Source organism: Deltaproteobacteria bacterium (genome assembly GCA_016234845.1).
In the GTDB taxonomy this organism is placed as follows: domain Bacteria; phylum Desulfobacterota; class Deferrimicrobia; order Deferrimicrobiales; family Deferrimicrobiaceae; genus JACRNP01.
Genome location: JACRNP010000031.1, coordinates 1 through 14,765, shown reverse-complemented (window position 1 = coordinate 14,765; position 14,765 = coordinate 1). Strand labels below are relative to the sequence as shown.

Sequence of the window (14,765 nt, the reverse complement as noted above, 5' to 3'; positions counted from 1 at the left end):
GCTCCCGTCGATTAATCGTACTGGACCGCCAGCGTGACCGTGTTGCTGCGCCGCCCGCCCGGGTCGAGCACCCAGGCGGTGTAGACGACGCGCTTCTCCTTCGGAATCCCCGAAGCCATTTCGGTCAGCGTGTACACGGAGTCCCGCGCCACCCGGTCCCCGCTCGCGCCGTCGTCGTGCAGGACGTTCGTGCCGAACGTGATCTCCCCGGTGTCCACGTTCTTCGCGTAATAGTAGAGGAGGACGGTATCCCCGAGCGTCGTCTTCTTCCGCGGAATGCGGAACTCGACGACCTTCACCTCGAGTCGGCCCTTCTCGCCCCGCCGGAGACGGGCGGGATACCAGACCACCTCCGCGAGGATGTCGGTGTCGGAGTGGCAGTTGAGGCACAGCGCCCTCCCCGCCAGCCGCTTCTTGCGGGTCACGCCGTGACCCTCCATCACGTCGTGGCACGTGATGCAGGTGATCTTCCCGTCCTTGTCCAGCGGAAGCTCCTCCGGGGACTTGAGGTCGGGTGCGACGGCGATCTTGACGGGGTGCATGTGGCGGTACCCCTCGTGGCACGAGGAGCACAGGGCGACGATGTCGCCGCCGAACCGCAGGTTGCCGTCCCTGCGGGGCTGGCTCCCCTCGGCCGGGACGCTCACGTGGCACACGACGCACGCCCTGGCGTTCTTCCGCTCGTGCGGGCTTTCGGGCCGCTTCTTCTCCCCCGCGTCGGCTCCCCACGACAACGCCAGGAGAACGGCGACCGCCGGCAAGAGCATTCGCGCTCCCGGCATCTTGACTCGCATGGACAGACCTCCGCAGGAGGATGGACTATGGAACGACCGTCAGCGGAAAAACGGCAGAACTTCCTCGTATGTTACCATTCCCCGCCGCAGGAGGTCGTTCACGGACTGCACGGCGGAGTAGAATTCCTCTCCGAGGAGTTTTCCGATCTTCTCGTCGATGGGGGTGTCCGACGCCACGATGTTCTGCACCCCGGGGGTGAAGGGGAGGAGCTCGATCAGGGCCATCCTCCCCGCGTAGCCGGCGCCGCGGCACTTCGGGCACCCCGACGGGAGGAAAAAGGAGGCGTCCCGCACGACCGCCTCCAGCTCTCCGCGATACCGGTCCCCCACATCGCGCACGGACGGCCTGGCCGGTACGGGGCGGCGGCAGTCGACGCACAGCAGCTTCACGAGGCGCTGGTGCATCACGAGGCGCGTCACGTGCGCCAGGATGAACGGGTCCGCCTCGGTTGCCAGCAGCGTCCGCAGCGTCCGGTCGAAATTCAGCCGGCGGATGCCGCAGAGGACGACCACGCCCGACTGCGCGAGGTGAAGGAGGTCGACGAGTTCGGCCGGCTCCTGGATGCGCTCGATCATGAGGAAATCCGGCTCGAGCGATTCGGCCAGGCGGGTGTAGCTCCCCGAGAACTGTCCGTCCACCCGCCGCCGCTCCATCTGGATGTACCCCTCGTTCCGGAACCGGTGCTGCTCCTCCACGGTGACCACACGGGCGCCCGCCCGGTGCGTCTCCCGAAGCATCGCGTAGAGGGTCGTGGCGCCTCCCTCGGGCCCCGGCGACGACACGAGGAAGAGCCCGCTCCCCTTCCCCAGGACCTTCTGCGTGATGTCCAACTGGGACGGGGTGAGGCCCACGGAGTCGAGGGCGATCCCCCCGCGCAGGTCCGGGAGGATCCGGACCGTCACCTCCGGACCCGAGAGCCCCCGTATGAAGCTCGCGCGGAAGGCGGTGACCCCCGCCGCGGACTCGAGGTGGAACATCTCCTCCGAAAGGCCGGACGGATCCGCGGAGGCGCGCGCGAGGTCCCGGAACGCTTCGAACAGGAGATCGCGGCTCTTGAGCGGACAGGAAAGGAGGAGAACCGGCTTCTCCCTGCCGCGGCCCTCGATGACGACCTCCCGACCGACCGGGTACATCCGGACGCCGGACATCCCCCGGCTCGCGCCGTGAAGGAGCACCTGCTCGACCACGCGTCTTGCCCCCCCGAGTGAGATCCACTCCTCCGCCTCCTCGCGGGAGATCGCGCCGCCGGACAGCTCCTCCGGGGAGAGGTTCCCGGGATCGGGGTACAGTCGAGCGAGGATTTCCCCGATCGTTCGCCGGGGGCACACCACCATGCGCGGCGTCAACCCGGTCATCTCCGCGATGGAGGAGAACGTCCCGTGCTGGAACGGGTCCGCGACGCCGACCGTCAGGCGCTCCCCCTCCCGGGAGATCGGGACGATCTGTTTCTCGCGCGCCAGCGCTTCCGGGAGCAGTTCGGAGAGGCCGGTGGGGACCGCTTCGGGCTCCATCTCCGAGAACGGGATCCCCAGCGCTTCGGCGAGAATCCACCCCCTCGCGTCGGGGTGGAGGCGATGGTCGAGGAGAGCGGCCTCGAGGACGGAGATCCCGTCGGAGGCGGCCCTCCTCCGCGCGTCCCGGAGACCGTCGGGGCCCATGTAGCCGAGCCGGGTGAGCTTTTCGAGGAGATCGTCGGGGGTGGAGGGCAAAGGGCAAGACCCTTCGGAATTTATTTTCAACTTTATAAAAAAGGTGCCGGAAAGTAAAATCCTTAAATATTCCCGGAATTCATCGCCGGCCGTGGAGCGTCGCCCTTGACCGCCAAGGTTTTCCCGCCGATCGTCGCGCTCCTCCTGCTGTTCGGGACGGGATGCATGGTCACGAAGTCGGCGTACGACCTAAAGACCCGGGAATCCGACTCGCTGCGGGACGCCCTCGCATCCCTGAACCGGGAGAAGGCGAAGCTTTCGGAGGAGAAGGCCGCTCTCTCCCGCCAGGTGGCCGCCGGGAAGGAGACCGAGGCGTCCCTCGCCGGCCGCATCCGGGAAAAGGACGAACAGCTTGCGCGGCTGGGGGAGGATCTCGGGGCCGCGCGGAAGACGTACGAGGGGACCCGCATCACGCGGGAACAGTTCATCAACGAGCTGCTGGAGAAGGAGAAGGCGACCGGCAGGCGTCTGCAGGAACTGGCCGCGCGCGCGGAAGGGAACGAAAAGGAGCTTGCGGCTCTCCGTGCGGAGAACGCCGGGCTCCGGGAGAAGATGTCGACCCTCGCGCCGCGGGAGGAGGAGGCAAGGCGCGACCGGGACATCCTGTCGGGGCGCGTCGAGCGGCTGCAGGAGGAGCGGCGGGAGTCCGCGGCGAAGCGTGACGCCCTTCTGGCCCGCCTTTCGGCCGAACTGGAAAAGATCTCCGCCGAGGTCGCGATCGCAAGGGTAGGGGACTCTCTCCGGATCGCGGTGCCGGAAAAGATCGCAGTGAAGGAGCGCGGCGGGAAGCTGACGGACATCGGCCAGGCGATCGTCGCCGCGGTTTCCGGGACCGTTGCGGATCTGCCCGGCGCGGCGCTGCTCGTCATCGCGGGGGGGAAAAGTTCGGCGGAAACCTTTCGGGCCGCCGTGGCGTCCGAAGGGAGGATCCCGGAGGGGCGGGTGGTGTCCCGCGTGCGGGAGAGGGAGCGATCGGCGGAGCTCCTGCTGATCGCACCTTAATGGAATGGATAGGAGGAACGGAATGGACGTCTTTTCGGCGATGAAAGGCCGGCAGACCATACGGAAGTTCCGGAAGGAGGCGGTGCCGAAGGAGCACCTCCTGAGGATGGTGGAGGCCGCCTCGTGGGCGCCCACGGCCGGGAACTCGCAGAATTTCCGGTTCATCGTCGTGCAGGAGAAGGATACGCTGGCCCGGCTGAAAGGGATCGTCGACGAGATCGTCGCCCGCGTCACGGGAAAAGAGATCCCGGCGGCGAAGCCGAACAGCCACAACCTGTTCGCCTTCGCCCCCGCCGCGGTGTGCGTGGTGAGTTCCCCCTACGAATCGGCGACGGACAAGGCGCTGCGGGAGAAGGACCCCGACCGGCACAGGGTCCGCCGATTCCAGGTGAACCCGGGACTGCAGGGGGTCTCGGCCGGGATCGCGCAGTTCCTCCTGGCGGGGTACGCGCTCGGATACGGGACCTGCTGGATGACCGGCCCCCTGATCGCGAAGCCGGAGCTGGAGTCGGCGCTCTCCGTCCGGTTCCCCGAGGATCTCGTCGCGATCATCGCGGTCGGTAAGCCGGACACGGCGCCGCAGAAGCCGCCGAGGAAGCCGCCGGAGGAGATCACGGCGTTCCGCTGAGGCCGAAGATGAAGCGCCTGGCGTTCGCCTACCACCCCGACTACCTGCTGCATGCGCCGCCGTTCGAGCATCCGGAGTCGCCGGAGCGCCTGCTGGCCATCGTCGAGCGGCTCCGGACCGCGGGCCTCCTGGACCGGTTGATCCCCGTCACGCCCGACTACGCGGCCGAGGAGGACATCCTGGCCGTCCACGGCCGGGAATATCTGGAAAAACTGGAGTCGGCGTGCCGGCGCGGCGACCTGACGCTCGACGCGGAGGACACCTACCTGAACCGCCACTCCTACAACGTGGCGCTCCTCTCCGCCGGGGGGGCGGTCGCCGGGTCGAAGGCGGTCGCGGAAGGGGCCGCGGACCGCGCCTTCTGCGCCATCCGCCCGCCGGGACACCACGCGGGCCGCGAAGCGGGGATGGGATTCTGCCTCATGAACAACGTGGCCGTGGCGGCGAAATACCTGCAGGCGCGGCACGGGGTCGGGAAGGTCTTCATCGTGGACTGGGACGTCCACCACGGCAACGGAACGCAGAGCGTCTTCCTCGAGGACCCGTCGGTATTCTTCTTCAGCGTTCACGAGCACCCCACGTTCCTCTATCCCGGCACCGGCCGCCGGTGGGAGATCGGCAAGGGGAAAGGGGAGGGAACCACGCTGAACGCCCCGATGGCGCCCGGGGCGGGGGACGACGAGTACCGCCTGACGTTCGAGGAGATGCTCACGCCCGCCGTGGAGCGGTTCCGCCCGGAGATCATCCTCGTGTCGGCCGGGTTCGACGCCCACCGCGACGACCCGCTCGCGGACATCCAGCTCTCCGACGAGGGATTCCGGTTCCTGACCCGGCGCGTGGCGGAGCTGTCCGACGCCTACTGCGGCGGCCGGATGGTGGCCGTGCTCGAAGGCGGCTACGAGATCGGGTCCCTCACGTCCTGCATCGAAATCCACATCCGGGAGCTCCTTGGAGAGTGACCCCGGTGCGCGGAGGATGAACGCATGTTCGTAGCCAGCAGAATGCAGAGGAATATCGTCACCGTGGCCCCTTCCGCCTCCCTGTTCGAGGCGCGCGACCGGATGCGGGAGGGAAACGTCCGTCAGATCCCGGTGACCGGAGGGGACGGCAGGCTGGCGGGGATCCTCTCCGACCGGGACATCCGGGGAGCGGTGCTCCCCGGGGGGCTGGTTCCCGGATTCTCCGCCGAGGACGCGGAGAAGTTCCTGAAGGACACGCCGGTCGGGAAGGTGATGACGCGGAAGGTGATCACGGCGACGCTCTCCGACACCCTCGAGGACGCCATCGTCCTGATGCACGATTTCAAGGTGAACGCCCTGCCGGTCGTGGACAGGGACGGGAAGGTGGTCGGGATCATCTCGAGGACGAACGTGCTGGAGGCGTTCATCGACGTGCTGGGCATCGGGGAGGTCAGTTCGCGGATCGAGGTGATCGTTCCGGACAAGCCGGGGACCCTCGCGCAGCTGGCGGCGATCATCAGCTCCTTCCACGTGAACATTACGAGCGTTCTGGCGACGGGACACGTGGAGGCGGGGAAGCGGGCGAACTTCTTCCGGATCGCCACGCTCAACGTGGCGCCGATCAAGAAGGCGATCGAGGAGGCGGGGTTCGAGATCCTGGACCCGTCGCGGTACACGCTCTAGAGCGGCGCTTTCCCTTCCTTGCGGAGGATCCCCTCGGCGGCGAGGCAGCCGTTCAGGGCCGCGCCCACGATTCCGCGGGATTTCCCCACGCCGTCGCCGGCGACGAAGAGGTTCGGCACGGTCGTCTCGAGGTTCCGGTCGGTCGCGTACTTCGTGTCGTAGAACTTGATCTCCGGGACGTAGATGGCCGTCGACGGGTGCGCCACGCCCGGGATCACGCGCGACAGGAGCATCAGGCTCTCCCGCAGGTTGTCCACGATCCGCCCCGGGTAGGCGAAGGAGATGTCCCCCGGCGTGACCCCCTCCCCGGGCGGAAGCGTCGGCGTCATCTTGTCGTACCCGGCCTCCGCGGAGTGGAACGTCTCCGCGCGGGAGCGCCGCCCTCCCATCAGGTCTCCGAACCGCTGCACGACGAGGCTTCGCCCCCCTCCCCAGAAGTTCGCGAACTCCGCCACCTTCCGCCCCATCTCCGTGGTGTCCTGCACCGGCTCGGTCATGGACACGGTGTTCAGGATCGCGAAGTTCGTATTGGGCGTCTTGCGGGCCTTCAGCGCGTCCCCGTTCACCAGCCGGAAGCCGTCGCGCACTTCGACCCGCACCCGCCCTCCGGGGTTCGTGCAGAACGTCCGGGTGCGGTCCCCGTGGGTCGGGGTGACGAACAGGAACTTCGGGTCGTACAGGACGCGGGTGATCTCCTCGTAGACGGGAGAGGCCACCTCGACGCGGCAGCCGATGTCGATCGCGCCGTACCGGGTTGCGACGCCGAGCCCCCTCGCCTCCTCGCGGAACCAGTAGGCGCCGTCTCGGCCGGGGGCCGCGAGGACGTACCGGGCGAAGAACTCCCCCTTCGCCGTTCGAAGGACGAACGGCCCGCCCGATCGCCGCCGAACCGTTTCGACGCGCGTCTTCAGGGAAAACTCCGCGCCGGCCGAGGCGATCGCCTGCGTCATCCGGGCGACGACCCGGTGAGCCAGGTCGGTCCCCATGTGACGTTGGCGCGCCGGGAGCAGGGTGATGTCCCACTCCCCCTTCGGGGTCCTGCGCCTCGCCCAGGAGACGCGGTCCAGCCACGTCCCGATCCGTTCGCGGTCCTCGCCGTAGACCGTCGGATCCGCCCCGTGCCGCAGGAACGCCTCGTCGATCCGGGCGATCCGCTCCAGGGCCTCCTCCTCGCCGATCGAAAGCTCCGCGAGGTCGAGCCCGATGTGCGGAGAAAGATTCAGCTTCCCGTCGGTCATCGCCCCCGCCCCGCCGGTCCTCCCCTTCTCGTCCAGGACCAGCACCGACAGCTTGCCGGCCAGGGCGCTTGCGGCGAAGAGCCCGCCGGGACCCGCGCCGACGATCGCCACGTCCCAGATCCTCCCCTCACCCGGCATCGGGGATCCCCTGGAACCGCGCCCCGCCGCACGGCCGGAACGGAACCGGCTCCATCCGCGCGGCGGACAGGAGCGATTCGAGCTCCCGCCGGCGGGAAGGGTCGCGGAGCAGCCCGAAGAGCATCCCGCCGCCGCCCGCGCCGCAGAGCTTCGCTCCGGACACGAGGCGCCGGAAGGGGCGCGTGTCGAGCAGCGCGTCCACCTTCCGGATCGTCACTCCGGGCGCCAGGGTCCTGCGGATCGCCCACTCGGCCGATACGGCGGCGGCCAGCGCGGCCGGGTCCGCCGAGGAAACCGCGCGCCACGCCTCGCGGGCGGCCGATGCGATCCCCCGGAACTTCCGGAGCACGGCCGTGTCCCCGCCGATCGCGCCGCGGATCATCCGCCAGTTGACGTCCGCGGAGTGGTGCGTCACGCCGGTGTGGGCCAGGAACCCGTGGCGGGCCAGCATCGCGCCCGCCGCGCCGCCGGGGGGAAGCCGGCGGGCTTCGGCCCGCCCCGGGAGGAACCGGATCGCCTGGACCCCCCCTCGCAGGGCGGCCAGGTGGTCCTGCCTTCCCGTGAGGGTCCGGAGGTGGGCCGCCTCGATCTCGGACGCCTCCCGGGACATGTCGACCCGCGGCCGGCCGGATGCGGTCAGCCGACCCATCGCCAGCATGACGGCGACGAGGAGCGCGGAGGAGGCGCCGATGCCGGATCCGAGCGGAGCCTCGTTGCCCACGACGATTTCGACTCCCGAGACGGCGGGGTATTGACGGATGGCGCGGGACAGGAGCCCCAGTTTTCCGTCGAGAGGGATTCCGTGGCTGTCGGACGACAGCGCGGACACCCCGTAGTTGCGGGAGTGCAGCCGGAAAAACCCGGGACGGAACGGGCGGACATCCGCCACGCTCCGGACGGAGATCGCCACGTTCACGGTCGTCGCGTCGTCGACCAGCAGATAGAGGGGATAGATGTCGAGCGTCCCGCCCGCGAGGTCCACCCGGTTGGGGGTCGTCACGCGGAAAGGTCCCGCCCCTCCCCGGATCATCGGTTTGCGCAATCCGCTCCTCCCCCGGCATGCATCCATCGTCGCTTATACCATGGCCGCCTCCGGACCGGGTAGGGGGGCGATTCCCCTCTTTACGGAACCGTCCCTTCGCCTATATAAGGAAACCCGGAAGGATCTCCGCGGGAAAAGGAGGAGTGCCATGGCCCCGGTCCACATCCGCTGGTTCGGACATTCCGGATTCGCGATCCGCGACGGGAAGACGGTGCTCGTCGATCCCTGGTTCGAGGGGAACCCGAAGGCGCCGGGAGGAGCCGGCGCCGCGCCCCGGGCGGACCTGTTGCTGCTCACCCACGACCATTTCGACCACGCCGGGGACGCGGTGGCGCTCGCGAAAAAGTCGGGAGCCCAGGTGGTCGCGATCTTCGAGCTTTCGGGCGACCTGAAGGCGAAGGGCGTCCCGGAGGGGCAGCTGTTGCACGGAGGCGGCGGGATGAACGTCGGGGGGACGGTGACCGTGCAGGGATTCGGGATCACGATGACGGAGGCGCGCCACTCCTGCGCCCTCGGCGCCCCGGTCGGCTACGTGATCCGGACGCCGTCCGGGGTCACGGTCTACCATTCGGGAGACACCGGTATCTTCGCGGGGATGTCGCTGATCGGGGAGCTGCACCGGATCGACGTGGCGCTGCTGCCGATCGGGTCGGTCTTCACGATGGACTACCGGCAGGCGGCGAAGGCGTGCGCGCTCCTCAAGGCGAAGGCGGTGATCCCGATGCACTACGGGACGTTCCCGATCCTCGAACCCACCGCCGACCGGTTCGTCGCGGAGCTCGCGAAGGTGTCTCCGGACACGCGCCCGATCGTCCTCGCCCCGGGGGAGGAAACGACGATCTGACGCATGCCTGACCGGGCGGGCCTTCACGATGGACTACCGGCAGGCGGCGAAGACGTGCGCGCTCCTCACGGCGAAGGCGGTGATCCCGATGCACTACGGGACGTTCCCGATCCTCGAACCCACCGCCGACCGGTTCGTCGCGGAGCTCGCGAAGGTGTCTCCGGACACGCGCCCGATCGTCCTCGCCCCGGGGGAGGAAACGCCGGTCTGAGCGAGGTCCGGCTGCGCCGCCTCGGAGGGCGGGGCTCCGTTCGTGGCTCGCCGTGCGATGAACCTGCACGGCTGCGCTTTACCTCACTGCGCCCCCCCTCCTGCGGCGACTCCGCCGGTCCGCCTTTTACCCCCGGCACGCTCGGCGACGGCGGCCATCAGGAGCGGGAAGAGGATCTCGTGCGGCCCGATCAGGTGGTACCCCTTCCCGCCGAGGCGGGTCGGGCGACCTACGACGTTTACATCCGGCCGGTAGTGACGCAGGAAGTCCATGTTTACGGTGGTGATCCTCCGCAGCGGACGGCCGAGGTTCCGCGCGACCGACACCGCCTTCAGGAACACCTCTGGAAGGATGACCGCCGACCCGACGTTCAGGTAGGCTCCCCCCTCCATCCCGGCGACCAGGCCGCAGAAGGTCCGGAAGTCCCGGAGCGACCCCTCGCCGATCAGGGCCCCGTCCGCCTCGGGATGCATGTGGACGATGTCCGCCCCGACCGCCACGTGGACCGTCACCGGGACGCCGAGGCGGTGCGCTTCGGCGAGGAGGCTCTTTCCGCGGTACGGCGCCTTCGACCGGCGCAGCGCCCTCCCGATTGCGGCCCCGAAACCCATCCCCGCCGGGACGCCGTCGGCCAGCGCGCGGCCCAGGAACTGCGCCGTCTCCCTCGCCATCCCGAACGAGCCGTCGGCGAGGCCCGCCTCGACGTCCTCGGAGGTCCTCCCGGCCAGAGCGAGCTCCACGTCGTGGATGACCCCCGCGCCGTTCATCGCGACGGAGGTGAACACGCCGTCCCGGATCGCCCGGATCAGCAGCGGGGAGAGTCCGACCTTGATGAAGTGCGCACCGATTCCGAGGAGGACGGGAGCGCCCCGGCGGCGGGACTTCACGATCCGGTCGACCACCGCGCGGAGATCCCTCGCCGCGAGGTAGTCGGGCAGCCCGGCGAGGAACCGGGCGAGCGACATCCCCCGCCGCGGGGGAACGGCGAACCCTCGGAACGACACCTTGCTCTCCCGGGTGCGGAGGGATGTGCGCCGGAGGCGGGAGAGATCGGGCGGGCGGCTCAACGCTTGCCCACGTCCTTGAACAGAAGCGTGTCGGTGAGGTCGCAGAGGATGTGTCCCACGGCGATGTGCGCCTCCTGGATCCGGGGAGTGCTTCGCGAGGGGACCTGCAGCGCGATGTCGGCGAGCGAGGCGGCCTTCCCGCCGTCCCCGGTGAGGGCGATGGTGATCATCCCCAGCTTCTTCGCCGCGCGAAGTGCCTTCAGGACGTTCGCCGAGGTGCCGCTGGTGGTGATCCCGATGGCGACGTCCCCCTTCTTGCCGAGGGCCTTCACCTGCTTGCTGAAGATGTCGTCGAACGCGTAGTCGTTCGCGACGCTGGTGAGGACCGACGTGTCGGTCGTCAGGGCGATCGCGGGGAGCGGCGGCCGTTCGATCAGGAACCGGTTCATGAACTCGGCCGCGATGTGCTGCGCGTCCGCGGCGCTCCCGCCGTTCCCGAACAGGAGGAGCTTGCGGCCCGCCTTGAAAGCCTCGGCGATCGCCGTCGCCGCCGCCGCGATGTCGGCCGTCATCGCCTCGGCCATCTTCAGGCGGAGCTCCGCCCCTTCCCTGAGCGACCTTGCGACCGTTTCTTTCACGGAGAGCTCCCCCTGGAAAAAGTAGGGAAACGATAAACTTTTTCCTTCCGGACTGTCAAGGAACCGCCCCCGCGCGCCTCTATTTTCTTTCGGGAAAAACCGGAGTAGCATGTTCCGCATCTTAACGCTTTGTCGGAGGATCGATGGACGATCGGATCGACAAGGCGCTCGCGGGTTCGAAATCGGTGGCGGTGGTCGGGATCTCCGACAGGCCGGACCGCCCCAGCCACGGGGTGGCGAAATACCTGCAGGCGAACGGGTACCGGATCCTTCCGGTGAATCCGGCGCTTGCGGAGGTGCTCGGGGAGAAGGCGTACGGGTCGCTCTCCGAGATCCCCGGCCCGGTGGACATGGTCGACGTTTTCCGGAAATCGGAGGATGTCCCACCGGTCGCGGAGGAGGCGGTCCGCATCGGAGCGAAGTTCTTCTGGATGCAGGAAGGCGTCGTAAGCCCCGAGGCGTGCGCGATCCTGGACGAGGCGGGGATCCCGTGGGTGATGGACCGATGCGTGAAGAAGGAACTCGCGAGGCGGAGAGGATAGATCATTCGAATCGTTGCCGGAAGGCACGGGGAGGGTCGGGATGGCCGGAAACGTGATGGAGCTCACCAGCGCGAATTTCAAGACGACCGTGGACGGGGGGACTCCCGTCCTCGTGGACTTCTGGGCTCCGTGGTGCGGCCCGTGCCGGGTGATCGCGCCGATCCTCGAGGAGGTCGCGAAGGAGTTCGACGGGAAGGCGCGGGTGGCCAAGGTGAACGTCGACGAAAGTCCCGACATCGCGTCCCAGTTCGGCGTGCGGGGGATCCCCACGCTGATTCTCTTCAAGGAGGGCAAGATCCAGGGACAGATGGTCGGAGTCAATCCCAAGTCGAACATCGTCTCGCTGCTTCAGAAGAGCATTTGAACCGGACAACCTTCCTGACGGCGATCTTCGCCGCCCTGCTCCTTTCGGCGTGCGGACCGAAAGCCATCACCGTCGGGTCCCGCCCGTTCCCCGCGGAACGGGCCCTGTTCGTCGATTCCTCCGGAAGGGAACTGGCCGCGCTGCCCGCCGCCGCGGAGCCGGTTCGGCTGGTGATGATGGATTTCCCCTGGTGCCCCGCGTGCGGAGACGTATGGAAGTCGATCCGGGAAGGGACCCTGGCGGTCCCGCGGGGGACGGTCCGGATCTACCGGATCCTGTTCGACCGGGAAATGCTCTACTTCGCGGGCGGAACCCGGGAATCCCCTCCGCTCTCCACTTCCCACCCGCCCGGGTTCGAGGGGCCGGGAGGGACCGGAAGCTCCCGGGTCACCACCCTTGCGGCCCTGCCGGGGGCGTTCCGCAAGGAGTACCGGTTGACGCAGGGGCCGGTCCTGCTGCTCCTGGCGGCCGACGGCACGGTCGCCCGGAAATGGACGGGATTCTCGACGTCGCTTACCGGGGAGCTCGTATCGGAACTCAGGAAACGATCTCCCTCCCCTTCTCCCCTCCCCCCTGGAATGTGAACCGCGAACGGGAGAGGTTCGCCACGATCCCCAGGGCAAGCATGTTCGTCACCATCGAGGACCCGCCGTAGCTTACGAACGGGAGCGGAATCCCGACGACAGGGAAGAGACCGCACACCATCGCGAGATTGATCACGATGTGCGCGAGGAAGTAGACCGCCAGCCCCCCGCAGGCGAACGAGGCGAACCGGTCCTGGGAGCGGACCGTGAGGAAGATGAGGCGGTAGACCAGCAGGAGGAACAGGAGGAGCAGCACGACCGAACCGAGGAACCCCCACTCCTCGGAGAAGACCGCGAAGGCGAAATCGGTGTGCTGTTCGGGAAGAAACCGGAGCGCCCCCTGCGTCCCCTGCAGGTACCCCTTCCCCAGCACGCCTCCCGACCCCACCGCGATCTTCGACTGGATGACGTGGTACCCCGCCCCCAGCGGATCCCGCTCCGGGTCGAGAAATGTGAGCACGCGCTGCCGCTGGTAATCCTTCATGAAGAACCAGAGCGCCGGCGCGGCGATCGCCCCGATCCCGGCGAATGTCCCGATGATCCACCCCTTCACGCACGCGATCACCATCATCCCGGCCAGGACGAACAGGAAGATGCCCGCGGTCCCCAGGTCCGGCTGGAGCGCGACGAGGAAAAACGGCGCGAGCACCAGGCCGACGGCGGGGAGCGTCTCCTTCCATCCGATCCCGCCGTACTGGTACTTCCCGGAAAAATACCGGGCCAGCGAGAGGGCGACGGCGATCTTCGCGAATTCCGACGGCTGGAAGTTGAACGCACCGAGGGAGATCCATCGCTGGGCGCCCCCGCGGATCTTCCCGGCGAGGAGCACCGCCACGAGGAGCCCGAGGACGACGAGGGTGAAGTGGCTGGAGAGCTCCTCGATCATCCCGTCGCTCAGGTAGAAGGCGGAGAAGAACAGGATGACGCCGAGAAGGATCCAGATCGCCTGCCGGGTGAACAGCGCCATGCCGGGCGCGCCGTGCACGCGCGTGCCGCTGTAGACGTTCAGCAGCCCCACCCCGCACAGCAGGGGGGCGTTCACCAGCAGCGGCCAGTCCATCCGGGCGAGCTTCGACGGGCCGGTCATCGCGCCTCCTTCCCCACGAGCCGGGTCCGGAAGAACTCCTGCATCACGGCCTTCACGATGGGAGCGGCCGCAGATCCGCCGTGGCCGCCGTGCTCCACCATCGCCACCACGCAGATCTCGGGATCGGAAACCGGCGCGAAGGCGACGAACCAGGCGTGGTCGCGGATCTGGTACGGCAGGTTTTCCGACTTGATCATCTTCCCCTTCACCGCGGCGACCTGGGCGGTTCCCGTCTTCCCCCCGACGACGATGCCGGGGAGCTTCGCGCCGCCGCCGGTCCCGTAGTCGTTCACCACCCCCGCCAGCGCCTTCCGCACGAACTCGACGTTCTCCGCGTTCCAGGGGAGCTTCCGCTCCATCGCCGGCGCGCTGTCGACCGGTTTCCCGTCCATGGGCGCCACCCGGGAAACGATCCGGGGGCGCATCACTTCGCCCCCGGTCGCGAGCGCCGAATAGCCGACGACCATCTCCAGCGGGGTCAGGTGGACCGCCCCCTGTCCGATGCCGAGGATCACGCTCTCGTACTCGTACCAGCGGTCCTTCATCACCGTCCGCTTCCACTCGGAGTCCGGCACCAGCCCCTTCCGCTCCCCGGGCAGGTCGATTCCCGTGATCGTTCCGAGCCCCGCGTCCTTCTCCAGCTTCGCCAGCCGGTCGGGGCCGAGCTTGAGCCCCAGCGTGTAGAAGTATACGTCGCACGACTGGACGATGGCGCGGTACATGTCGACCGCGCCGTGTCCCTTCTCCTTCCAGCAACGGAACACCCGGTTCCCGAGCCGGAAGGAGCCGGGACAGGTGACGGTCCTGGCCTTGTCCTGCATCTTTTCCTCGAGGGCCGCCATCGCGAGGAACGGCTTGACGGTGGACCCCGGCGCGTACGTCCCCTGGAGCCCCTTGTTCTGCATCGGCTTCCTCGTGTCCGCGGAAAGCGCCTGCCACTCGGCCTTCCGGATCCCGCGGGCGAACGCGTTGGGGTCGAACGCCGGCGCCGAGTAGAACGCCATCACCTCGCCCGTCTTCGGGGCGAGGGCGATCACGGCGCCGGCGCGGTCCCCCAGCGACTCCTGCGCCGCCTTCTGCAGGTCCGCGTCGAGCGTGGTGTACACCGTTCCGCCGGTCCGGGAGGCCACTTCCTCCACCATCCGCCGGTCGCGGCCCGCCGCGTCGACCTCCACCTTCCTGCCGCCGTTCACCCCGCGCAGGACGTTGTCCATCAACCGTTCCAGCCCGTACTTGCCGACCAGGTCCCCCATCGCCAGGCGCCCGCCCTCCGACTCGTCGAGCTCCTCCGGA

At 68.5% G+C, this 14,765-nt stretch carries 17 protein-coding genes; 9 read left to right on the top strand and 8 right to left on the bottom strand.

Features of this window, described 5'->3' with window-relative positions; translation table 11 throughout:
* Positions 1–11: 11 nt before the first annotated feature.
* Together HZB86_03040 and HZB86_03035 are read right to left on the bottom strand one after the other, a co-directional pair.
* Complete coding sequence (locus HZB86_03040) at positions 12–767, bottom strand: hypothetical protein (protein MBI5904518.1); 756 nt, start codon at positions 765–767, stop codon at positions 12–14.
* A 66-nt stretch (positions 768–833) separates the two neighbouring features.
* Complete coding sequence (locus HZB86_03035) at positions 834–2,504, bottom strand: hypothetical protein (protein MBI5904517.1); 1,671 nt, start codon at positions 2,502–2,504, stop codon at positions 834–836.
* A gap of 105 nt (positions 2,505–2,609) precedes the next feature.
* Between HZB86_03035 and HZB86_03030 the strand changes: the two genes are divergently transcribed.
* Genes HZB86_03030 through HZB86_03015 form a run of 4 tightly spaced genes read left to right on the top strand, consistent with a single transcriptional unit; the run spans position 2,610 to position 5,777 of the window.
* Positions 2,610–3,506, top strand: a complete 897-nt coding sequence (locus HZB86_03030) for a hypothetical protein (GenBank protein ID MBI5904516.1) — start codon at positions 2,610–2,612, stop codon at positions 3,504–3,506.
* Between the two features lie 22 nt (positions 3,507–3,528).
* A complete protein-coding gene (locus HZB86_03025; protein MBI5904515.1) occupies positions 3,529–4,134 on the top strand; it encodes a nitroreductase family protein in 606 nt (201 codons plus the stop codon).
* An 8-nt stretch (positions 4,135–4,142) separates the two neighbouring features.
* Positions 4,143–5,093, top strand: a complete 951-nt coding sequence (locus tag HZB86_03020; protein ID MBI5904514.1) for a histone deacetylase — start codon at positions 4,143–4,145, stop codon at positions 5,091–5,093.
* A 42-nt stretch (positions 5,094–5,135) separates the two neighbouring features.
* Complete coding sequence (locus tag HZB86_03015) at positions 5,136–5,777, top strand: CBS domain-containing protein (GenBank protein ID MBI5904513.1); 642 nt, start codon at positions 5,136–5,138, stop codon at positions 5,775–5,777.
* Here HZB86_03015 and HZB86_03010 read toward each other — a convergent pair.
* Both HZB86_03010 and HZB86_03005 read right to left on the bottom strand, forming a co-directional pair.
* Positions 5,774–7,153: an FAD-dependent oxidoreductase gene (locus HZB86_03010; GenBank protein ID MBI5904512.1), complete on the bottom strand. Its 1,380-nt coding sequence runs from the start codon at positions 7,151–7,153 to the stop codon at positions 5,774–5,776. The genes HZB86_03015 and HZB86_03010 overlap by 4 nt on opposite strands.
* The gene (locus tag HZB86_03005) at positions 7,143–8,195 is read right to left on the bottom strand and encodes a hypothetical protein (GenBank protein MBI5904511.1); all 1,053 of its coding nucleotides are present in this window, start codon (positions 8,193–8,195) and stop codon (positions 7,143–7,145) included. The genes HZB86_03010 and HZB86_03005 overlap by 11 nt, the downstream gene beginning before the upstream one ends.
* A 148-nt stretch (positions 8,196–8,343) precedes the next feature.
* On the opposite strand from HZB86_03005, the gene HZB86_03000 reads away from it, so the two are divergent.
* Both HZB86_03000 and HZB86_02995 read left to right on the top strand, forming a co-directional pair.
* A complete protein-coding gene (locus HZB86_03000; GenBank protein MBI5904510.1) occupies positions 8,344–9,039 on the top strand; it encodes a metal-dependent hydrolase in 696 nt (231 codons plus the stop codon).
* 28 nt (positions 9,040–9,067) lie between these two features.
* On the top strand, positions 9,068–9,250 hold the full coding sequence (locus HZB86_02995) for a hypothetical protein (GenBank protein ID MBI5904509.1): 183 nt from the start codon (positions 9,068–9,070) through the stop codon (positions 9,248–9,250).
* An 83-nt stretch (positions 9,251–9,333) separates the two neighbouring features.
* Here HZB86_02995 and HZB86_02990 read toward each other — a convergent pair whose 3' ends face one another.
* Both HZB86_02990 and HZB86_02985 read right to left on the bottom strand, forming a co-directional pair.
* Positions 9,334–10,317, bottom strand: coding sequence for a hypothetical protein (locus tag HZB86_02990; GenBank protein MBI5904508.1), 984 nt, complete (start codon positions 10,315–10,317; stop codon positions 9,334–9,336).
* A complete protein-coding gene (locus tag HZB86_02985; protein MBI5904507.1) occupies positions 10,314–10,841 on the bottom strand; it encodes a D-sedoheptulose 7-phosphate isomerase in 528 nt (175 codons plus the stop codon). The genes HZB86_02990 and HZB86_02985 overlap by 4 nt, the downstream gene beginning before the upstream one ends.
* A gap of 197 nt (positions 10,842–11,038) precedes the next feature.
* Here HZB86_02985 and HZB86_02980 point away from each other — a divergent pair, with 197 nt between their 5' ends.
* From HZB86_02980 to HZB86_02970, 3 genes are read left to right on the top strand one after another with little or no spacing between them, the layout of a single operon-like run.
* Positions 11,039–11,437, top strand: coding sequence for a CoA-binding protein (locus HZB86_02980; protein ID MBI5904506.1), 399 nt, complete (start codon positions 11,039–11,041; stop codon positions 11,435–11,437).
* A 40-nt stretch (positions 11,438–11,477) separates the two neighbouring features.
* On the top strand, positions 11,478–11,801 hold the full coding sequence (trxA, locus tag HZB86_02975) for a thioredoxin (protein MBI5904505.1): 324 nt from the start codon (positions 11,478–11,480) through the stop codon (positions 11,799–11,801).
* Complete coding sequence (locus tag HZB86_02970; GenBank protein ID MBI5904504.1) at positions 11,798–12,385, top strand: hypothetical protein; 588 nt, start codon at positions 11,798–11,800, stop codon at positions 12,383–12,385. Before trxA ends, HZB86_02970 begins: the two co-directional genes overlap by 4 nt.
* Here the strand turns inward: HZB86_02970 and rodA are convergent.
* Both rodA and mrdA read right to left on the bottom strand, forming a co-directional pair.
* Positions 12,339–13,472: a rod shape-determining protein RodA gene (gene rodA, locus HZB86_02965; protein ID MBI5904503.1), complete on the bottom strand. Its 1,134-nt coding sequence runs from the start codon at positions 13,470–13,472 to the stop codon at positions 12,339–12,341. The two genes, HZB86_02970 and rodA, sit on opposite strands and share 47 nt — an antisense overlap.
* Positions 13,469–14,765, bottom strand: a 1,297-nt coding sequence (gene mrdA, locus HZB86_02960; GenBank protein ID MBI5904502.1) for a penicillin-binding protein 2, incomplete at its 5' end; no start/stop codon positions are given. The genes mrdA and rodA, both read right to left, overlap by 4 nt.